The sequence below is a fragment of the Pseudomonas sp. So3.2b genome (assembly GCF_019464415.1).
Taxonomy (GTDB): domain Bacteria; phylum Pseudomonadota; class Gammaproteobacteria; order Pseudomonadales; family Pseudomonadaceae; genus Aquipseudomonas; species Aquipseudomonas shahriarae.
This window is the reverse complement of record NZ_CP080494.1, coordinates 3379448-3400613: the sequence shown is the minus strand read 5'-3', so window position 1 is coordinate 3400613 and position 21166 is coordinate 3379448. Positions and strand designations below refer to the sequence as shown.

Below are 21166 nucleotides of genomic sequence, written 5' to 3'. Positions count from 1 at the left end.
CCCCTAGTTGTCGTAACCCAGGTTCGGCGCCAGCCAGCGTTCGGTCACGGCCAGATCCTGGTCTTTACGTGCGGTGTAGCTGGTCACCTGGTCCTTGTCGATCTTGCCTACAGCAAAGTACTGCGCCTGTGGATGGGCGAAGTACCAGCCGCTGACCGCTGCGGCCGGGAACATCGCGTAGTGCTCGGTGAGGAACACGCCGCTGCGGCCCGCATGCATCTCGTGGGCCTCGGGGTCGAGCAGTTGGAACAACTGGGCCTTCTCGGTGTGATCCGGGCACGCCGGGTAGCCGGGGGCAGGGCGGATACCGCTGTACTGCTCCTTGATCAGCGCCTCGTTGTCCAGTTCTTCATCCTTGGCATAGCCCCAGTAGTCTTTACGCACTTGCTGGTGCAGCCATTCGGCGCAGGCTTCGGCCAGGCGGTCGGCCAGGGCCTTGACCATGATCGAGTTGTAGTCGTCGCCCGCATCCTGGTAAGCCTTGGCCACTTCCTCGGCGCCGATGCCGGCGGTGGTGATAAAACCACCGATGTAGTCGGTTACGCCGCTGTCCTTGGGCGCAACAAAGTCGGCCAGGGAGAAGTTCGGCTTGCCGTCGGTCTTGATGATCTGCTGGCGCAGGTGATGCAGTTTGGCAATCGGCTGGCCGTCGTCGCCGTAGACTTCCAGGTCATCCTCCTGCACCTGGTTGGTCGGCCAGAAACCGAACACGGCGCGGGCGCTGATGAGTTTTTCGTCGATCAGCTTGTTGAGCATTTCCTGGGCGTCGGCGTACAGCGCGGTGGCCGCTTCACCCACCACCTCATCGGTGAGGATGCGCGGAAACTTGCCGGCCAGGTCCCAGGAGATAAAGAACGGCGTCCAGTCGATGTACTCGGCCAGCACCTTGAGGTCGATATTGTCCAGCACCTTGGCCCCGGTAAACGTCGGTTTGACCGGGGTGTAGGTGCTCCAGTCGAACTGCGGCTTCTTGGCGATGGCCGCCGCGTAGCTCAGGCGCTCGGTGCGGGCGCTGCGGTTAGAGGTGCGCTCACGCACGTCGATGTATTCCAGGCGGGTCTTCTCGACAAACCCGGCCTTCAGCTCCTTGGACAGCAACTGGGTGGCCACGCCCACCGCGCGTGAGGCGTCGGTCACGTAGATCACCGCATCGTTGCTGTACTTGGGCTCGATCTTCACCGCCGTGTGCGCCTTGGAGGTGGTGGCGCCACCGATCATCAGCGGCAGGTGGAAGTCCTGGCGCTGCATCTCGCGGGCCACGTGCACCATTTCATCCAGGGACGGTGTGATCAGCCCGGACAGGCCGATGATGTCGCACTTCTGCTCCTTGGCCACCTGCAGGATTTTCTCGGCCGGGACCATCACGCCCAGGTCGACAATGTCGTAGCCGTTGCAACCGAGCACCACGCCGACAATGTTCTTGCCGATGTCGTGTACGTCACCCTTGACCGTAGCCATGAGGATCTTGCCCTTGGCTTCCGGCTTGTCGCCTTTTTCCAGCTCGATGAAGGGGATCAAGTGGGCCACGGCTTGCTTCATTACCCGTGCCGATTTCACCACCTGGGGCAGGAACATTTTACCGGCGCCAAACAGGTCGCCGACGATGTTCATGCCGGACATCAACGGGCCTTCGATCACCTCGATCGGGCGCGCGAACGACTGCCGGGATTCCTCGGTGTCTTCAACGATATGGGTGGTGATGCCCTTGACCAGCGCATGCTCCAGGCGCTTGTTGACTTCCCAGCCACGCCATTCCTCGGTCTCGGCTTCCTTGACGCTGCCGTCGCCCTTGTACTTGTCGGCGATGGCGAGGAGGGCGTCGGTGCCTTCCGGGGTGCGGTTGAGGACCACGTCTTCCACGGCGTCGCGCAGCTCGGCCGGGATCTGGTCGTAGATCTCCAGTTGGCCGGCGTTGACGATACCCATGGTCAGGCCGTTGCGGATCGCATACAGCAAGAACACTGAGTGGATCGCCTCACGCACCGGGTTGTTGCCGCGGAACGAGAACGACACGTTGGACACGCCACCGGAGGTCAGCGCATACGGCAGTTCATCGCGGATATAGGCACAGGCGTTGATAAAGTCGACGGCATAGTTGTTGTGCTCTTCGATACCGGTGGCCACGGCGAAGATGTTCGGGTCGAAGATGATGTCTTGCGGCGGGAAGCCCACTTCATTGACCAGAATGTCGTAGGAGCGCTTGCAGATCTCTTTCTTGCGCGCCTCGGTGTCGGCCTGGCCGGCTTCATCGAACGCCATCACCACCACCGCCGCGCCGTAGCGCTTGCACAGTTTGGCGTGATGAATGAACTGCTCGACACCTTCCTTCATGCTGATGGAGTTGACGATGCCCTTGCCCTGGATGCATTTGAGGCCGGCTTCGATCACTTCCCACTTGGAGGAGTCGATCATGATCGGTACACGGGAGATGTCCGGCTCGCCGGCAATCAGATTGAGGAAGGTCACCATGGCCTTCTTCGAATCGAGCATGCCCTCGTCCATGTTGATGTCGATCACCTGGGCGCCGGCTTCCACCTGCTGCAGGGCGACTTCCAGGGCTTCGGTGTAGTTGTCCTCGCGGATCAGCCGGGCGAATTTGGCGGAACCGGTGATGTTCGTACGTTCGCCGACGTTGACGAACAACGACTGGCGATCAATGGTGAAAGGCTCCAGGCCCGACAGGCGGCAGGCCTTGGGAATGTCCGGGATCTGGCGCGGCGCGTAGCCGGCCACGGCCTTGGCGATGGCCTCGATATGGCCCGGCGTGGTGCCGCAGCAACCGCCGACGATATTGAGGAAGCCGCTCTGGGCGAATTCTTCGATGACCTTGGCGGTTTGCGCTGGTAGCTCGTCGTACTCGCCGAACTCGTTGGGCAGGCCGGCGTTGGGGTGGGCGGACACGTAGGTGTCGGCCTTGTTCGACAGTTCTTCCAGGTACGGCCGCAACTCGCTGGCGCCCAGGGCGCAGTTCAAGCCCACGGAAATCGGCTTGGCGTGGCTGATGGAGTTCCAGAACGCCTCGGTGGTCTGGCCCGACAGCGTGCGGCCGGAGGCGTCGGTGATGGTCCCGGAAATCATGATCGGCAGTTCCACACCCAGTTCTTCGTACACGCCTTGCACGGCAAAGATCGCAGCCTTGGCGTTGAGGGTGTCGAAGATGGTTTCGATGAGGATCATGTCCGCGCCGCCTTCGATCAGGCCTTTGGTGGCCTCGGTGTAGTTCTCCACCAGTTCATCGAAGGTGACGTTGCGGTAGCCGGGGTTGTTCACGTCGGGCGACAGCGAGCAGGTGCGGCTGGTCGGGCCCAGCACGCCCGCGACAAAGCGCGGTTTGTCCGGGGTTTCCAGGGTCTTGGCGTCGGCGACCCGGCGGGCCAGGCGTGCGCCTTCCAGGTTCAGCTCGTAGGCCAGCGCCTCCATGCCGTAGTCGGCCTGGGACACTTGGGTGGCGTTGAAGGTGTTGGTCTCGAGGATGTCGGCACCGGCATCCAGGTACGCTTTCTCGATCCCGCCGATCACGTCCGGGCGGCTCAGGATCAACAGGTCGTTGTTACCCTTGACGTCGCTGGGCCAGTCGGCGAAGCGTTTGCCACGGTAGTCCTCTTCCTCCAGCTTGTAGCTCTGGATCATCGTGCCCATGCCGCCATCGAGGATCAGGATGCGTTCCTTGAGGGCTTGGTGGAGGGCTTGCAGGCGAGTGCTACGATCGGACATGGGACTACTCTAATCAGGCATTACGGAGGGCGTGGATCATAGCAAACCTGTGCGCTTTTAGAGCATGCCTGGGTTTTGCATGAATATCGCTCATGTTGAGGGCGCCTCGACATCGGTAGAATCGCGGCAATTTTTCAGCGCTCGCATCGACTCGGGACCGGATACATGTCACTTCGCCTCATCACCGGCGCCGCCTTGGCGCTGGTCGCCTGCCTCGCGCAGGCCAACGGACCCGCCCCGGCGCTTTCCTATACCCGCGATATTCAACCGATCTTCACCGAGAAATGCGTGGCCTGCCATGCCTGCTACGACTCCGCCTGCCAGCTCAACCTGGGCAGTGGCGAAGGTGCGGCACGCGGCGCGAGCAAGCTGCCGGTGTATGACGGCGAGCGCAGCCAGGCGTCGCAGCCGACCCGGCTGTTTTATGACGCCTTTGGCAAGGCCGCCTGGCAGCGCCACGGTTTTGCCTCGGTGCTAGATGCCCAGGGCACCCAGGCGGCGCTGATGGCGCGCATGCTGGAACTGGGTCATAAAACCCCATTGGCGCCCAATGCCAAGCTGCCCGAAGAGATTGTGCTGGGCCTGAACCGCGAGAATATGTGCCCATTGCCGGGGGAGTTCGACGCCTACGCCGGCGCGCACCCCAAGGAAGGCATGCCGTTGGCCGTCACCGGCCTGACCGATCAGCAATACCAGACCCTGCAGCGTTGGCTGGCGTCCGGTGCGCCTATTGATGAGCAGGGCCTGGCGCCGAGTGCCCAGGAAGCCTTGCAGGTACAGCAATGGGAAAACCTGCTGAACCAGCCCGGCGCCCGGGAAAGCCTGGTGGCGCGCTGGTTGTTCGAGCATCTGTTCCTCGCTCATATCTATTTCGAGGGCGGTGAGCCGGGGCATTTTTTCCAGTGGGTCCGCTCGCGTACGCCCAGCGGCCAGCCCATCGACCTGATCAACACCCGTCGTCCGAATGACGACCCTGGCACCCGCGTGTACTACCGCCTGTGGCCGGTGCAAGGGGTGATCGTGCACAAGACCCACATTACCTACCCCTTCAGCGCGGCGAAGATGGAGCGGGTCAAGTCGCTGTTCTACAGTGGCGACTGGCAAGCCACGGCGCTGCCGGGCTACGGCCCTGGCCGTCGGGCCAACCCGTTTGAAACGTTCGAGGCGATCCCGGTCAAGGCGCGCTACCAGTTCATGCTGGATAACGCCGAATACTTCGTGCGCACGTTTATTCGTGGGCCGGTGTGCCGTGGGCAGATTGCCACGGACGTAATCCGCGACAACTTCTGGACCCTGTTCCAGGACCCGGACCATGACCTGTACATCACCGATGCCCGCTATCGCGGCCAGGCCACGCCGCTGCTGGCGATGCCGGGGCAGAACGATGACGTGGGCAGTGTGTTGAGCCTGTGGCTGGCCTACCGTGACAAACGCAATGAATACGAGGTACTGCGCCGCGACAACTACGCTGATTTGCCGGCGCCGGGCTGGTCGAGCCTGTGGCAGGGCAATGACAACGCGTTGCTGAGCATCTTCCGCCACTTCGACAGCGCTTCGGTGAACAAGGGCCTGATTGGCGAAGTCCCACAGACGATGTGGCTGTTCGACTACCCGCTGCTGGAGCGCACCTATTATCAGTTGGCGGTGAATTTCGACGTGTTCGGCAATGTCTCGCACCAGGCCCAGACCCGTTTGTATTTCGACCTGATCCGCAATGGCGCCGAGCAGAACTTCCTGCGCCTGATGCCGGCGGATTCGCGCGATGGCTTGCTCGACGACTGGTACCAGAACAGCGGCAAGGTCAAGCTGTGGCTGGACTATGAAGCCATCGACAATGACAAGCCCAGCGGCCTGAAGCTGGACCTGCAGGACCCGAAACGCGACTTTGCCAACCAGTTGCTGGCCCGGTATGCCGACTTGAACGCCAGCCCGGACCCGATCAACCGTTGCATCAGTGCCTACTGCTCACGTCTGGGTATCGACCCGCAACTGCGCGACGTCGAACAAACCCTCAGCCGCCTGACCTCAAGGCCGGCGGCCGGGCTCAAGGTGATCGAGCAGTTGCCGGAAGCCACCTTGCTGCGCATCCAGACTCCGAGCGGCAAACGCGAGGTCTACAGCCTGCTGCGCAACCGCGCCCACAGCAACGTGGCCTTTATGCTCGGCGAGGCTTATCGCTATCAACCGGGCCTGGATACCCTGACGATCTATCCGGGCGTGCTCAGCAGCTACCCCAACTTCATCTTCAATGTGCCGGCCGAGGATGTGCCCGAGTTTGTCGAGGACATGGAGCTGGCCAGGGACGCCAAGCGCTTTGAACGGATTGTCGAACGCTGGGGCATTCGCCGCAGCCACCCGCAGTTCTGGGAGTACTTCCACGATTTATCGCAATACATCCGCGAAACCACTCCGGTGGAAGAGGGTGTGCTGGATATGAATCGCTACGAGAACCTGTAGGTGTGGATTTGCCTGACAAAAATACTAGGACTTTGTACCGTCGCGGCGATTGGCGTAAACTGCCGGCAAGCCTGTGAGGAGTTCCCATGACTGCCATAACCATTACCGACGCCGCCCACGATTACCTGGCTGATCTGCTGTCCAAGCAGAACACCCCGGGTATCGGCATCCGCGTCTTTATCACCCAGCCTGGCACCCAGTACGCCGAGACGTGCATTGCCTACTGCAAGCCGGGCGAAGAAAAGCCTGAAGACACCGCCCTGGGGCTCAAGAGCTTCACCGCGTATATCGACGCCTTCAGCGAAGCCTTCCTTGACGATGCCGTGGTCGACTACGCCACTGACCGCATGGGTGGCCAACTGACCATCAAGGCGCCCAACGCCAAGGTGCCGAACGTCAATGCCGATAGCCCGATCAACGAGCGTATCAACTACTACCTGCAGACCGAGATCAATCCGGGCCTGGCCAGCCATGGCGGCCAGGTCAGCCTGATCGACGTGGTGGATGACGGTATCGCCGTGCTCAAGTTCGGTGGCGGCTGCCAGGGCTGTGGGCAGGCTGACGTGACCTTGCGTGAAGGTATTGAGCGTACGTTGCTGGAGCGGATTCCCGAGCTCAAGGGCGTCCGTGACGTGACTGACCATACGCAGAAAGAAAACGCCTACTATTAAGGTGTTCGCTGCAAACAAAAAAACGGCGTCCGTGAGCGCCGTTTTTTTATGCTTTAAAGTTAGCAAGTTACACGATTTGTCTAACAAATAAGATGAGCTTTTTGAGCTGGCTTGCATGCGATAGCCGTAGGTATCTATACATCTCTTTTATCCAGTGCTTGTTGGGTTTGTGAACATATCCGTTGCTGCGGTCATGGCGGCTATTGGTTCCGCTCTTACAGCGGGTCACTTTTGGAAAAGAGCCCCAAAAGTAACCAAAAGGGCTCTTGCCCCACCACTCGGCACCTCGCCTAGGCTCGGTGTGCCCGTCATCCGACATTGATTTGGGGGGCCGCCGCGATGGGCCATCCATGGCCCAGCGCGGCTAAACCGGCGTCCTGCCGGTTTACCCCCCCAAATCAATATCGGATGACGGCCAGCGTGGTTTAACGGGGCGCCTCAGATCAAAAGCAAAGCGAGGCGGCCTGACAGCCGACCTGATCGTCGAGGCGTGCGCGTACCTCTGTGGGAGCTGGCTTGCCTGCGATGGCGGTGTCTCAGCCAATACATTTATCGACTGATACACCGCCATCGCAGGCAAGCCAGCTCCCACAGGGGAATGCAGCTTCGCGCCCCGGCTTTGGCATTGCTGTCGATGTTGCTCTGCTTTTGATCTGGTTTTTGATCTTAGGCGCCCCGTTAAACCACGCTGGCCGCAGGCAGGTATTGCGCAGTGGGCACCCCGGCATGGATGCCGGGTTAGCCGCGACACGGCCATGGATGGCCGATCGCGGCGGGCCCACGGAGCAATGCCTGACTGCGGGCATGCCGAGCCTAGGCGAGGCACCGAGTGGTGGGGCAAGAGCCCTTTTGGTTACTTTTGGCTGGGCCGGCACTCCGGGCTCTTTTCCAAAAGTGACCCGCTGTAAGAGCGGAACCAATAGCCGCCGTAACCGCAGCAACGGATATGTACACACCCCCCAGAAGAGAACTATGTAGAGACTCATGCCGCGATAGCGGAGGGTCAGGCGACTTCTCTACAGCCGGTTAAACCGCAATCGCAGGCAAGCCAGCCCCCACAGTGTCAGGGTCGGTAGAGGTGGGCGTGCCCTGCGCGATACAGCGAGGATTCGCTGAAGCTGTCACTGGCCAGCACTCGACCCACCACAATCAGCGCGGTGCGCCTGAACCCCTTGACTGCCACCTTACCGACAATATCCGCCAAGGTGCCAATCGCCCAATCCTGATCCGGCCAGGTCGCCCGGTGTACCACGGCAATCGGGCAATCTGCACCGTAATGCGGCAGCAGCTCGGCGACGATTTTCTCCAGGTGATTGACCCCCAGATGCACGGCCATGGTAGTGCCGTGGCTGGCCAGGCTGTCGAAGGACTCCCCCGCAGGCATCGTGGTTTTATCGGCATAGCGGGTCAGGATCACGCTTTGGGCGATATCCGGTAAGGTCAGCTCCGCCTCCAGCAACGCGGCACAGGCGGCCACGGCGGTGACGCCGGGAATGATCTGGAAGGGAATTCCCAGTGCGCGCAAATGGCGGATTTGCTCGCCAATCGCGCCATACAGGCTCGGATCGCCAGAATGCACCCGCGCCACGTCCTGGCCCTGTTCATGGGCATGCTTGATCAACTCAATGATCTGCTCCAGGTGCAGTTCGGCGCTGTTGACCAGGGTTTCGGCCTGATGGCCTTCAAGCACGGCGGCCGGCACCAGAGAGCCGGCGTAGATAATTACCGGGCAACTGCGGATCAGCCGCTGGCCTTTGACGGTGATCAGTTCCGGGTCGCCGGGGCCTGCGCCGATGAAGTAGACGGTCATGGAGGATTCCTGTGAAAAAGCCGGCGAGGCGGGCTGCAGATGAAGACCGCTCATGATCAAGGAGGCGGATTATCGGGAATTCAGCCCGCGCACGCCAATGCAAAGGTGGCTTGCGGGCTTTTCTGGCGGTTGATCAACAGGCGGGCAGGGCGCTGGGCCAAGTGCTCGGCCAGGGCCAGGGCGGCGCTTTCGGCGATGCCGTGGCAGCCGGTATGGGCAAACGCGACAGCAGAGCGGTGGCTCAATTGCGCTTCGTGGATCGCCAGCTGTTCGGCACTGAAAAACTGCAGTGGCAACCTCAAGTGTTCGGCCAGGGCCAGTAACCCTGGCTCATCCTGTTTACGGTCGATACTCGCCAGTGCGCTGATGTGCCGAGGGTCGATTCCCGCGCCAGCCAAGGCTTCATTGAACAGCGCCAATAGCGCCGCGACGCTGCAGCCACGCTGACAACCCAGGCCGACCACCAGGGTCGGCGCGGTGGTGGCTGCTGTCATGCCGAGTGCTGGTCGTCGCGATTGCGTCGGAACAACCAGGCGCTGATCAGGCCCAGGGCCAGCCAGAACGCAACATTGGTCAGCTGCGACGCGATCTTGAACTGCGCTTCCAGGGCCTGCGGGGCGAGCATCGAGTGCACTTCGGGCTGTGGCGCGCCAATCACATGGGGCACCGCCAGGATCGCCACGCCGAGGATCTTCAGCAGCCAGTTGCGACCAAACACAATCAGCGCGATACCGGCGGCGGTGGAGGCTGCCGCGCCGATCCACCAGATCTGCCGTTGCGCCAGGTCCGCCGCAGCGGTGCCGGGCAGTTCCGGTGGCAGGCCGAGGGTCGGTGCCAGCACAAAGGTGGCGTAACCGGCCAGGCCCCAGAGCAGGCCCTGGGCGGTGCGGGTCGGGGCGCGCAGGGTGTACAGGCCGGCGAGCATCAGCGCAAAACCTACGGCGACCACCAGGTTACCGCCAGTGGTGGACAGCACGCGCTGCCAGCCGTCTTCCGGTTCCCAGGCCTCGGCGTCGTGGCTGTGGGCCGCAGCACCAGGCGCATGCTCATGCACTTCGGTCGTGGCCGGGGCGTTTTCGTAGGTTTCCGCCTGCTGAATCAGCGGAGCCACCCAGAAACTTTGCAGCAGGGTCAGCAGCAGGGCGGCCAACAGGCCGGTGAAACCTGCGGTTTGCGCAATTCGCTTGATCATGGTTGCAGGTCTCAATGGCACGGGAAGGCGGCGCTGTGGCGCGTATCGTGGGCGGCGTTGTGCACGGCCTCGATATGGGAGAACCCGGCGAAATACACCAGGCACGCACCGAGGATCGACGCGCCGATAGCGGCGGTCAGGCGTTGGCTCAAGGTGGCGGAGCGGCTGGCGGTGTGTGAGGTGCTGCTGATGATCGACATGGCACGTCCCTTTCGAGTGGCAGGGTGACACGAGCGCATGAAAACCCCGCGAGCCGGGCACGCAGGGTTCTGAACAGCGCCCGCCCACCGCGGGTTTGTTATTTGATTTTTCGGGCCGGTCTCCGGGCTTGCGAGGGGGCTCTCCTGAGTCCTGAAAGCATCGCCTTCCCATGCCAGAAGCACAGTGGCTGTGACGCTTCGCTCGCTTACCGTTGCGGGGGCAGCACCGGATTGGTCATGCATGCATGATTGACCGGTTTCCCGTTTCACCCTGTAAAGGGCACCCGAAACAAGATGTGTAGGAGAGCATGGGCGCGGGATGGCCGTCAATCTGTAGCTGGGCACCGCGGCTCTTCGCATGGTTTTGAATTGACCGTCCCTCAAGCACTGCGTAGCCTTGCACCTTCGAGGTTCTTCGGCTGCGGTCGAAGCTAAGAAGGGAACGCGGTCCAAGCCGCGGCTGCCCCCGCAACTGTAAAGGGTTTATCTGACTGCCACGCCACTGCCAATACGGCGGGAAGGCGCAGCCAGCGCCAGCCGCAAGGCCGGCAAGCCCCAAGCCAGGAGACCTGCCTCGCAACCGATTTTCCATTTCAACCGGGCGGGGTGATCCGGTGACGAATCCAGCACCTGCACGCCGCTGCAGGGCCAGTCGTCCCGTATGCCCGCCCCAAAGGGCATCCGATGAAAACACTGGCCAAACTCCCCGTCACTATCGTCACCGGCTTTCTCGGCTCGGGCAAAACCACCTTGCTGCGGCACATGCTGGACAACGCCCAGGGTCGGCGCATTGCTGTGATCGTCAACGAATTCGGCGAACTGGGTATCGACGGCGAGATCCTCAAGCAGTGCTCCATCGGTTGCACCGAAGAAGAAGCCAGCGGTCGTGTGTATGAACTGGCCAACGGCTGCCTGTGCTGCACCGTGCAGGAAGAGTTCTTCCCGGTGATGCGCGAGCTGGTGGCCCGTCGTGGCGACCTCGACCATATCCTCATCGAAACCTCTGGCCTGGCGCTGCCCAAGCCCCTGGTCCAGGCCTTCCAGTGGCCGGAAATCCGCAGCGCCTGCACGGTTGACGCGGTGATCACCGTGGTCGACAGCCCGGCCGTGGCCGCTGGCACCTTCGCCGCGTTCCCGGACCAGGTCGACGCCCAGCGCAAACTGGACCCGAACCTGGACCACGAATCGCCACTGCACGAGTTGTTCGCCGACCAACTGGCCAGCGCCGACCTGGTGATCCTCAACAAAACCGACCTGATCAGCCCTGAAGACCTGGCCCGTGTACGCCTGGAAGTCGCCGAAGAACTGCCGCCAGCAGTGAAAATCGTCGAAGCCAGCAGCGGCCGCCTGCCTCTGGATGTGCTGATTGGCCTGGGTGCCGGCTCCGAGGAGCATATCGACGGGCGCCATAGCCATCACGATCATCACCACGAAGGTGAAGATGACCACGATCACGATGCGTTTGACTCCATCTCCATCGACCTGCCACAGGCTGATGAAGCGCTGCTGCTGGACGCCCTGACGCAATTGGTGGTGCAGCACGGCATCCTGCGGGTCAAAGGCTTCGCCGCGATCCCCAACAAGCCGATGCGCCTGTTGATCCAAGGCGTGGGCACGCGCTTCGACAAGCACTTCGACCGGGCCTGGGGCGCTGACGAAGCGCGCATCACACGGTTGGTGCTGATCGGTCAGGACCTGGATGCGGCGGGCCTTGAAGCGCAATTGCGCGCCGCGCTCAGCGTTTAACCATGCACCTGCTCAGGACCCAGCCCGGTGGCTTCGTCTCCGATGACAACATCGCCGACCTGGGACAAACCCCCGCCGAGCTGGTGATCCTGTGCAGCGGCGATTCCAGCCTGGCGTTGCTGGCCGAAGCCGCCCAGCAACTGCCCGACGACTACCCGAGCCTGCGCCTGGCCAACCCGATGCAGGTGCAGAACCACGCCTCGGTGGACCTGTATGTGGATGAGGTGCTGCGCCACGCCAAGGTCATCCTGATATCCCTGCACGGCGGCATCGGCTATTGGCGCTACGGCATCCAACGCCTGGTGGAGCTGGCCGAGCAGGGCGTGCAGTTGATCCTGGTGCCGGGGGATGATCGCCCCGATCCCGAACTCAGCGGCCTGAGCACCGTGGGTGTGGTGGAGCGTGACCGCCTGTGGCACTTTCTGCGCCAGGGCGGGCTGGGGAATGCGCTGGATTTCTATCGTTGCCTGGCCAGTAGCTTCCTGGGCCGCGATTACCCGTGGGCCGAGCCGCAAACTCTGCCGCGCACCGCGATCTATCACCCGCGCGCCGCCAATGCCCGCCTCAATGACTGGCAGGCGGACTGGAACACCGATTGGCCGGTGGCAGCGGTGCTGTTCTACCGCTCGCACTTGCAGGCGGCCAATACCGGTTTTATTGATGTGTTCTGCCAACGCTTGCAGGCAGCGGGCCTTAACCCGCTGCCGATGGCGGTGGCCAGCCTGAAAGAGCCCGGCTGCCTGACAGTGGTCGAGGATTTGCTGGATGAGGTCGGGGCGGCGGTGATTCTGAACACCACCGGCTTTGCCCAATCCAGCCCCGAAGCGCCCCATCTGCGGCCGTTTCGCCGCGATATCCCGGTGATCCAGGCGATCTGCGCCCAGGACAACCAGCCCGGCTGGGAAGCCAGCGAGCAGGGCCTCGGCCCGCGTGATCTGGCGATGCACATTGCTTTGCCGGAGCTGGACGGGCGCATCATCAGCCGCCCGATCAGCTTCAAGGACCTGGCCTGGCGCAGCGAGCGCAGCCAATCGGACGTGGTGTGCTACCGCGCGGCCCCCGAGCGCATGGACTTTGTCGCCGAACTGGCGCGGCGCTGGGTCGAGCTGGCACGGGTGCCGCATGCCGACAAGCGCATTGCGCTGATCCTCGCCAACTACCCGACCCGTGATGGGCGCATCGGTAATGGCGTGGGCCTGGACACCCCGGCCGCGGCCTTGAATATCCTGCGGGCCCTGCAGGCCGAGGGTTATCCGCTGCCGGATGCATTGCCGGCCAGCGGCACTGCGCTGATCCATGACCTGCTCGGCGGTGTCACCAACGACCTGGACAGCCTCGACCTGCGCCCCTGCCATCAAAGCCTGGGCCTGGACGAATACCAGGCGATGTTCAATCGCTTGCCCGAGGCCAACCGCCAGGCCGTGCTGGAACGCTGGGGCACGCCTCATAACGATCCGATGTGCCGCGACGGGCGCATGATGATCGCCGGCCTGCGCCTGGGCCTGACCTTTGTCGGCATCCAGCCGGCGCGGGGCTACCAGGTGGATGCCAGCGCGGTGTACCACGACCCGGACCTGGTGCCGCCCCACGCTTACCTGGCGTTCTATTTCTGGCTGCGCCACACCTACGGCGCCCATGGCGTGATCCACGTCGGCAAGCACGGCAACCTGGAATGGCTGCCGGGTAAAGGCGTCGGGCTGTCCGAGAACTGCTGGCCAGATGCATTGCTGGGACCGCTGCCGAACATCTATCCGTTTATCGTCAATGATCCGGGCGAGGGTGCCCAGGCCAAGCGCCGGACCCAGGCGGTGATCATCGACCATTTGATGCCGCCGCTGACCCGCGCCGAAACCTATGGCCCATTGCGCAGTCTGGAATTGTTGGCGGATGAGTATTACGAGGCGCAGTTGCTCGATCCGCGACGCGCTCTGGAGCTGCAAAAGGACATCCTCAAGCTGGTGCGCGAAACCCGCATCGATCAAGAGCTGGAACTGGATAACGAGGCTGACGCTGCCGTCTGGCTGCCGCGCCTGGACACCTACCTGTGCGATCTGAAGGAGTCGCAGATCCGCGACGGCCTGCATATCTTTGGCGAGTCGCCCGAAGGTCGCCTGCGTATCGACACCTTGCTGGCCCTGCTGCGCATTCCGCGTGGCGATGGGCGGGGTCCGCAATCAAGCCTGCTGCGGGTATTGGCCAAGGCCTTTGAGCTGGGCTTTGACCCGCTGGACTGCGCGCTGGCCGAACCCTGGACCGGGCGCCGCCCCGAGGTGCTGCAGAAGATCGACGGGCAGTTGTGGCGTACCGCTGGCGATACTCGCGAGCGCCTGGAGTTGTATGCGGCGCGGTTGATCGAACAGGCGCTGGAAGGCCCGCTCGAACAGCTTGAGGAGCCGGGCTGGGAGGAGGTGAAATCGGTGATCGAAAGCCTGCGCATCGTCGTCGCACCGCGCCTGGATGCCTGTGGCCCGGCCGAAATGCATGGCTTGCTGGAGGCGTTGAGCGGTCGTTTCGTGCCGGCGGGCCCCAGTGGTGCGCCGAGTCGTGGGCGCCTGGATGTGCTGCCGACCGGGCGCAATTTCTTCACCGTCGACGTGCGTAACCTGCCTACCACGACTGCCTGGCGTATCGGTTTCCAATCCGCAAACCTGATGCTTGAGCGGCACCTGCAGGACCATGGTGACCATCTGCGTCAGTTGGGGCTTTCCGTGTGGGGCACCGCGACCATGCGCACCGGCGGTGACGATATCGCCCAGGCCATGGCACTGATGGGCGTGCGACCGGTGTGGGCCACGGGCAGCCAGCGTGTCGATGATTTTGAGATATTGCCCATCAGCTTGCTCGACCGCCCGCGAGTTGACGTCACGCTGCGGGTGTCGGGGTTCTTCCGCGATGCGTTCGCCAACCTGATCCGCCTGTTCGATGCTGCGGTGCAGGCGGTCGCGGCGCTGGATGAGCCGGACGACCTGAACCCCCTGGCGGCCAAGGTGCGCAGCGAGCGCGAGGCGCTGCGCAAGTCGGGCCTGGATGAAGAGGCTGCGGCCAAGCAGGCCGGCTGGCGCATTTTCGGCGCCAAGCCTGGGGCCTATGGCGCGGGTGTGCAGGGCGCGATTGACGGTCGCCTGTGGCAAAGCCGCGAAGACCTGGCCGAGGTCTACCTGAATTGGGGGGGCTACGCCTATGGCGGTGCGGATGAAGGCACCGCCGCCCGTGAACAGTTCGCCCAGCGCCTGAGCCAGGTGCAGGCCGTGCTGCAGAACCAGGATAACCACGAGCACGACTTGCTCGACTCCAATGACTATTACCAATTCCAGGGCGGTATGCTCGCCGCCGTGGAAACCCTCAGTGGCGCCAAGGCCGCCAGCTACCATGGCGATCATAGCCAGCCGGACTTGCCGAAAATCCGCACGCTGAAGGAAGAGCTGAACCGGGTGATCCGTTCCCGCGCCGCCAACCCCAAGTGGATCGAAGGGGTCAAGCGCCACGGCTATAAAGGCGCGTTCGAGATGGCGGCGACGGTGGACAATCTGTTCGCCTTCGACGCGACCACGGCGCTGATCGATGACCACCAATATGCATTGCTGGCCGATGCTTACCTGCTCGACCCCGACACCCGGGCGTTTGTGCAACAGCACAACCCCGCGGCCTTGCGCGACATGACCGAGCGCATGCTGGAAGCCCAGCAGCGCGGTATGTGGCAGGCACCGGGGGCGTACCGCGAGGCATTGGAAAACCTGTTGCTGGACATAGAAGAAGACAGTTGATGACTGACATCCCCCATTTCCCACTGTCGGCAGTGGTCGGTGCCGACGACCTGAAGCTTGCCCTGTGCCTGACCGCCATCGACCCGAAGATCGGTGGCGTGCTGATCGAAGGCCCGCGCGGCATGGCCAAGTCCACCCTGGCTCGCGGCCTGGCGGACCTGTTGGCCAGCGGGCAATTCGTCACCTTGCCGTTGGGCGCCACCGAAGAGCGTTTGGTCGGCACTCTGGACCTGGATGCGGCGCTGAGCGAAGGCCGTGCGCAGTTTTCCCCTGGGGTGCTGGCCAAGGCCGATGGCGGGGTACTGTATGTGGATGAGGTCAATCTACTGCCTGATCATCTGGTGGACCTGCTATTGGATGTAGCCGCCAGTGGCACCAACCTGATCGAACGCGACGGTATATCCCACCGGCACTCGGCGCGTTTTGTGCTGATCGGCACGATGAACCCGGAAGAGGGTGAATTGCGTCCGCAGTTGCTGGATCGGTTCGGTTTCAACGTGGCATTGAGCGGGCAGACTTTGCCGACCGAGCGCGGGCAGATCATCCGTCGGCGCCTGGATTTCGATAGCGACCCTGGGGCGTTCTGCGCGCAGTGGGCTGACCAGCAAGCGGCGCTGCGTGCGCGTTGCACCCAGGCCCGTGCACGCCTGGAAAGCATCGCCCTGGATGACCAGGCCCTGGCGCAGATTACCGAGCGCTGCTTTGCCGCTGGTGTGGATGGCCTGCGCGCCGATCTGGTGTGGTTGCGCGGGGCGCGGGCCCATGCGGCGTGGCGTGGGGCTGCGGCCATCGCTGAAGAAGATATAGAGGCCGTTGCCGAATTTGCCCTGCGCCATCGTCGCCAGGAGCATTCATCTGCCGCCCGCCCACCGGAAAATGCGCCGGCGCCCAAACCCACTGACCCCAGCAGCGGCCAGGGACAGTGGGGTGAAATGCCTCCGTCTACACAAGTAACGGGTGCCCGCCGTGAAATACCCACCTGGCCAAAAAAGCCCTAGGCATTCGCCCCCGACCTGACGCGGGGGCGGATGCCCGGCCCAAGGCGGGTCGACTGGATCAAGGCAGGCAAGGGCGGGCGCGCAACGGCGCCGAGGGGATGGTCAATTGGCCGGGCACCTTGTTGGGCGGGCGACCACAATCGCGTAAAGACCTGGTGTACTGCAACCGCAGCCGTGCCTCCCATGAGCTGTGGCTGGTGATTGTCGATGCCTCGGCGTCCACTCGGCGGCATCAGGCGCTTAGCGATGCCAAGGGCTTGCTCGCGCAGGTGTTCGACGACGCCTATCGGCAGCGGGCGCGACTGGCGTTGTTGACCGCCAGCGGGCAAGTGCCGAGCTGGCAGGTACAAGGCTTGAAAGCGGCCAAGGGCCTGGGGCGTTGGCTGGATGGCCTGGGCGCCGGCGGAGGGACGCCGCTCCTGGCGGCGTTGACCGAGGCCGGGCATTGGCTGGCGGCGCGGCGCAAGCGCTATCCGGCTGAACAGCAGCGGTTGCTGGTGATTACCGATGGCCGGCTCAAGGATATTGGTCAATTGCCGGCGTTGGATTGCCTGGGGCTGTTGGTGGATATCGAACGTGGGCCGATCCGGCTGGGGCGGGCGCGGGAGCTGGCCGCCGGGTTGCAGGTGGATTATCGGCATATTGATAGCCTGTAGCGCTGCTGCTATCGCTATCGCGAGCAAGTCCGCTCCCACATTCGGCCGCGTACATCCTTTGGAATGCGCTTGAATGTGGGAGCTGGCTTGCCTGCGACAAGGCCCTCAAACCCACCGCAAAACGATCAGCTAGCCCCCGGCACATTCGGCCAAAGATCCGCCACCAGAAACAGCCGCTCCGCTTCCTCCCAATCCCCGCCGTTCTGCATCATGCGCACCAACAACTGCGCCGGCGCCATCGGGTCCAGGTCGACCAGCCAGCGCTGCATCTGCTCTTCACTCCAGATTTCTTCCGCCGGGTAATGCGCCGGCGCCAGCCAGGCATGGCGCGGCAGGGGCTGCCAGCGGCCCGGCGGGCTGGCCTGGATAAAGTCCTGCCAATCGCGCTGATGCAACCAGCGCCCGCGCAAATGCTGGGGGTGGGCGCCGAAAGGCGGGGCGGCCTCGCCGGGCCAGGGGTACAACAGGTAGCCGCCGAGCCACAGATGGGCGGTGAACTCCTGGATATCCAGCGTCGCCAGCACCTCCCGGCTTTGCGCCCTGGCCGAGATGGGCAGTTGGTGGTCTGCCAGATGCGCCAGCTTGCGATCCAGGCGGTCGTGACAACCCGGGCCCAGCCATTGCGCGGTGTCCTGGCCGTTGCCGTCCTGGGGGCCGAGGTAAAGCTTGATCGCCAACTCCAGATGATGCACGCCGTCACGGTCGCGCAGCAGCATGTCCAGCTCACCCAGGGTGTGCCCGGCCTGGCGGATCGGCAGGTTGGCCGCCAGCAACTCCACGCCAGGGGCGTGCTGCACGGCAAATTGCCACAGGCGTTCGTAATACAGGCCCAGGCGCCGGGTGCGTGCCAGGCTCAGCCAATGCAGCAGGGCGCTGCTGTCCTGGTCCAGGCGCCTGAGCCATTGCTCCAGGGCCGCAGGCTGCTGCACCCAGTCACTGCCGGCCAGGGGGTGACGTTGTGGCCAGGGCGTCTGCGCGAGCATCGGCGGGGCGAGGATCACCCACGCCAGATCCCGCACTGCGGGATGACGCAATTGACGGGGCAGAGGCTGCAGGTCGGGAAACGGATTCATGGTCCGAGCATAGCTGCTTCCTACTCGCCGCGTGCCCCCTGGAAGTGTTGAGAACCGTTGTCGTCTGGGGCCTGGGGCGACAAAGGATTTTGTCTAATGCGGCCTTTCGCCCATAATCGTTCTTTTTGCCAGACCCAAACCCTGCAGGAGCCCCATGGAGCAATTTCGCAATATCGGCATCATCGGTCGCCTGGGCAGTACCCAGGTTCTGGACACGGTCCGCCGGCTGAAAAAGTTTCTGCTTGAGCGCCACCTGCATGTGATCCTCGAAGACACCATCGCCGAGATTCTGCCGGGCCACGGCCTGCAGACCTCGTCGCGCAAAATGCTCGGTGAAGTCTGCGACATGGTGATTGTGGTCGGCGGCGACGGCAGCCTGCTGGGCGCCGCCCGGGCCCTGGCGCGGCATAACGTGCCGGTACTGGGGATCAACCGGGGCAGCCTGGGGTTCCTCACCGATATCCGCCCCGACGACCTGGAAGTTGAAGTGGCCAAGGTGCTGGACGGCCACTACCTGGTGGAAAACCGCTTCCTGCTGCAAGCCGAAGTGCGCCGCCATGGCGAAGCCATCGGCCAGGGCGATGCCCTCAACGATGTGGTGCTGCACCCCGGCAAGTCGACGCGGATGATCGAGTTCGAGCTGTATATCGACGGCCAGTTCGTCTGCAGCCAGAAGGCCGACGGCCTGATTGTCGCCACGCCCACCGGGTCCACGGCCTATGCGCTGTCGGCCGGCGGGCCGATCATGCATCCCAAGCTGGATGCCATTGTGATCGTGCCGATGTACCCCCATATGTTGTCTAGCCGACCGATTGTGGTCGATGGCAACAGTGAGTTGAAAATCGTGGTCTCCAAAGACATGCAGATCTACCCGCAAGTTTCCTGTGACGGGCAGAACCACTTCACCTGCGCCCCCGGTGACACCATCACCGTGAGCAAAAAGGCGCAGAAGCTGCGGTTGATCCATCCACTGGATCACAACTACTACGAAGTGTGCCGCACCAAGCTGGGCTGGGGCAGCCGCTTGGGGGGTGGAGGCGACTGATGCTCGATCCCGCGCGTAGCTACGACCTGATTGGTGACGTGCACGGTTGCGCTCATACCCTTGAGCACCTGCTCGACCAGATGGGTTACCACAAGCAGGGCGGCGTCTGGCGCCACCCATCACGCATGGCGGTGTTCCTCGGCGATATCATCGACCGTGGCCCGCGCATCCGTGAGGCGCTGCATATCGTCCACGACATGGTCGAAGCCGGCCAGGCGCTGTGCATCATGGGCAACCACGAGTTCAACGCCCTGGGCTGGAGCACCCTGGCGCCGCCCGGCAGTGGCAAGCAGTACGTGCGCGAACATTCGCTACGCCACGCGCGGCTGATCCACGAGACCCTGACCCAGTTCGAACACCACCCCGGCGACTGGCATGACTTCCTTGGCTGGTTCTACGACATGCCGTTGTTTGTCGATGCCGGGCGTTTCCGCGTGGTGCACGCCTGCTGGGATTCGGGATTGATCGAGCCGCTGCGCCGACAATTCCCCGACGGCTGCATCGACGAGCATTTCCTGCAGGCGGCGGCGGTGCCGGGCAGTTTTGCCTGCAACGCCTTCGATCGCCTGCTGCGCGGCACCGATATGCGCCTGCCGGACGGCCTGACGCTGACCGGCGGCGATGGCCTGACCCGTTCGTTCTTTCGCACCAAGTTCTGGGAAGACGACCCGAAGACCTACGGCGATATCGTGTTCCAACCCGATGCCTTGCCCGATCCGGTGGCCCGTACGCCGTTGTCTTCGACCGAGAAAAACTCCCTGTTGCGCTATGGCGTCGATGAACCCTTGCTGTTTGTCGGCCATTACTGGCGCAGCGGCAAACCGGCGCCGATCCGCTCGAACCTGGCCTGCCTGGACTACAGCGCAGTGCTCTACGGCAAGCTGGTGGCGTATCGCCTGGATCAGGAAACCTGCCTGGACCCCAACAAGTTCGTGTGGGTCGATGTCGAGCGCCCTGAGGTGATTCATGAGTAACGTGGCCGTTTTACGCTTGCCGCTGACGGTCGACCTGGCTGGCTTCGTCAAACTGTTGCAGCGCATGCAGGTGCCCCATCGCGTCAGTGAAGAGGCCGGCGAGCAGGTGCTGTGGGTGCCGGACGCGATCAGCGAAGACGTGCGCAGTCTGTATCAGCGTTTCCCGGCCGGCGATCCGGACCAGCAGCTGGATATTCCCCAGGAACCGGTAGCCAAGCGCCCCGGCTTCCTCCAGCAACTGCGCCACAGCCCGCTGACCGCGGGTGTGTTGCTGCTGAGCCTGGTCGTCGCTGCGGTCACGATGCTCGGCGACAACTTGCAAGCCATGAGCTGGCTGACGTTCCTGAATTTCCACGTGGCCGGTGAGTACCTGTATTTCACGCCCCTGGCCGACAGCCTGGCGGCAGGGCAGTGGTGGCGGTTGATCACGCCGATGCTGATCCACTTCGGCATCCTGCACCTGGCCATGAACGGCATGTGGTACTGGGAGCTGGGGCGGCGCATCGAGGCGCGCCAGGGCAGTATCAACCTGCTGGGCCTGACGATGCTGTTCAGCCTGGCCTCCAACTATGCGCAATACACCTTTGGCGGGCCCGGCCTGTTCGGTGGCCTGTCCGGCGTGTTGTACGGCTTGCTCGGCCATTGCTGGATCTACCAGTTGCTTGCGCCCAACCCGGCGTATCGCCTGCCGCGCGGCGTGCTGGTGATGATGCTGGTGTGGCTGGTGCTGTGCCTGTCGGGCCTGGTCTCGATGATCGGCTTCGGCGAAATCGCCAATGCGGCCCATGTCGGCGGCCTGGTGGCGGGTTGCATCACCGGTTTGCTCGGCGGGTTGTACAGCCGCCATAAACGTAACGCTTGAATCT

Annotated in this window: 15 protein-coding genes and 2 riboswitches; of the genes, 9 read left to right on the top strand and 6 right to left on the bottom strand. The window is 63.2% G+C overall.

Annotation, left to right across the window (positions count from 1 at the left end; genetic code table 11):
* Positions 1 to 3: 3 nt before the first annotated feature.
* Positions 4 to 3714, bottom strand: a complete 3711-nt coding sequence (metH, locus tag K1X80_RS15100; RefSeq protein ID WP_057959409.1) for a methionine synthase — start codon at positions 3712 to 3714, stop codon at positions 4 to 6.
* A 165-nt stretch (positions 3715 to 3879) separates the two neighbouring features.
* Between metH and K1X80_RS15095 the strand changes: the two genes are divergently transcribed.
* Together K1X80_RS15095 and nfuA are read left to right on the top strand one after the other, a co-directional pair.
* The gene (locus tag K1X80_RS15095) at positions 3880 to 6171 is read left to right on the top strand and encodes a fatty acid cis/trans isomerase (protein WP_169989831.1); all 2292 of its coding nucleotides are present in this window, start codon (positions 3880 to 3882) and stop codon (positions 6169 to 6171) included.
* 86 nt (positions 6172 to 6257) lie between these two features.
* Positions 6258 to 6842, top strand: coding sequence for a Fe-S biogenesis protein NfuA (gene nfuA, locus K1X80_RS15090; protein ID WP_057436766.1), 585 nt, complete (start codon positions 6258 to 6260; stop codon positions 6840 to 6842).
* Between the two features lie 1063 nt (positions 6843 to 7905).
* On the opposite strand, the gene cobM is transcribed toward nfuA, so the two are convergent.
* The 4 genes from cobM to K1X80_RS15070 form a co-directional block, all read right to left on the bottom strand.
* Positions 7906 to 8652: a precorrin-4 C(11)-methyltransferase gene (gene cobM / locus K1X80_RS15085; protein WP_169989671.1), complete on the bottom strand. Its 747-nt coding sequence runs from the start codon at positions 8650 to 8652 to the stop codon at positions 7906 to 7908.
* Positions 8653 to 8732: 80 nt separating this feature from the next.
* The gene (locus K1X80_RS15080; protein ID WP_057959412.1) at positions 8733 to 9146 is read right to left on the bottom strand and encodes a cobalamin biosynthesis protein; all 414 of its coding nucleotides are present in this window, start codon (positions 9144 to 9146) and stop codon (positions 8733 to 8735) included.
* Positions 9143 to 9844 carry a CbtA family protein gene (locus tag K1X80_RS15075; RefSeq protein ID WP_169989672.1) on the bottom strand — a complete coding sequence of 234 codons (702 nt, stop codon included), beginning with the start codon at positions 9842 to 9844 and terminating at the stop codon, positions 9143 to 9145. The genes K1X80_RS15080 and K1X80_RS15075 overlap by 4 nt, the downstream gene beginning before the upstream one ends.
* 11 nt (positions 9845 to 9855) lie before the next feature.
* Positions 9856 to 10044: a CbtB domain-containing protein gene (locus K1X80_RS15070; RefSeq protein WP_057436758.1), complete on the bottom strand. Its 189-nt coding sequence runs from the start codon at positions 10042 to 10044 to the stop codon at positions 9856 to 9858.
* Positions 10045 to 10139: 95 nt separating this feature from the next.
* Positions 10140 to 10347, bottom strand: a riboswitch (cobalamin riboswitch).
* Between the two features lie 88 nt (positions 10348 to 10435).
* Positions 10436 to 10636, top strand: a riboswitch (cobalamin riboswitch).
* A 92-nt stretch (positions 10637 to 10728) separates the two neighbouring features.
* Here K1X80_RS15070 and cobW point away from each other — a divergent pair.
* From cobW to K1X80_RS15050, 4 genes are read left to right on the top strand one after another with little or no spacing between them, the layout of a single operon-like run.
* Entirely contained in the window at positions 10729 to 11790 is a 1062-nt protein-coding gene (cobW, locus tag K1X80_RS15065) for a cobalamin biosynthesis protein CobW (protein WP_057436756.1), read from the top strand.
* Positions 11791 to 11792: 2 nt separating this feature from the next.
* Positions 11793 to 15554, top strand: coding sequence for a cobaltochelatase subunit CobN (cobN, locus tag K1X80_RS15060; protein ID WP_220172254.1), 3762 nt, complete (start codon positions 11793 to 11795; stop codon positions 15552 to 15554).
* Positions 15554 to 16552: an ATP-binding protein gene (locus tag K1X80_RS15055; RefSeq protein ID WP_057959415.1), complete on the top strand. Its 999-nt coding sequence runs from the start codon at positions 15554 to 15556 to the stop codon at positions 16550 to 16552. Before cobN ends, K1X80_RS15055 begins: the two co-directional genes overlap by 1 nt.
* Positions 16553 to 16605: 53 nt before the next feature.
* On the top strand, positions 16606 to 17208 hold the full coding sequence (locus K1X80_RS15050; protein WP_057959416.1) for a VWA domain-containing protein: 603 nt from the start codon (positions 16606 to 16608) through the stop codon (positions 17206 to 17208).
* Positions 17209 to 17333: 125 nt separating this feature from the next.
* Here K1X80_RS15050 and K1X80_RS15045 read toward each other — a convergent pair whose 3' ends face one another.
* Complete coding sequence (locus tag K1X80_RS15045; protein WP_128593045.1) at positions 17334 to 18281, bottom strand: DUF1853 family protein; 948 nt, start codon at positions 18279 to 18281, stop codon at positions 17334 to 17336.
* Between the two features lie 154 nt (positions 18282 to 18435).
* Between K1X80_RS15045 and K1X80_RS15040 the strand changes: the two genes are divergently transcribed.
* The 3 genes from K1X80_RS15040 to K1X80_RS15030 are packed head-to-tail and all read left to right on the top strand — an operon-like array spanning position 18436 to position 21162.
* Positions 18436 to 19326 (top strand): NAD(+) kinase, encoded by an 891-nt coding sequence (locus K1X80_RS15040; protein ID WP_010210870.1) that lies wholly within the window; start codon positions 18436 to 18438, stop codon positions 19324 to 19326.
* Complete coding sequence (locus tag K1X80_RS15035; protein ID WP_216312307.1) at positions 19323 to 20300, top strand: metallophosphoesterase; 978 nt, start codon at positions 19323 to 19325, stop codon at positions 20298 to 20300. The genes K1X80_RS15040 and K1X80_RS15035 overlap by 4 nt, the downstream gene beginning before the upstream one ends.
* Positions 20293 to 21162, top strand: a complete 870-nt coding sequence (locus K1X80_RS15030) for a rhomboid family intramembrane serine protease (RefSeq protein WP_115128297.1) — start codon at positions 20293 to 20295, stop codon at positions 21160 to 21162. Before K1X80_RS15035 ends, K1X80_RS15030 begins: the two co-directional genes overlap by 8 nt.
* Positions 21163 to 21166: the final 4 nt, after the last annotated feature.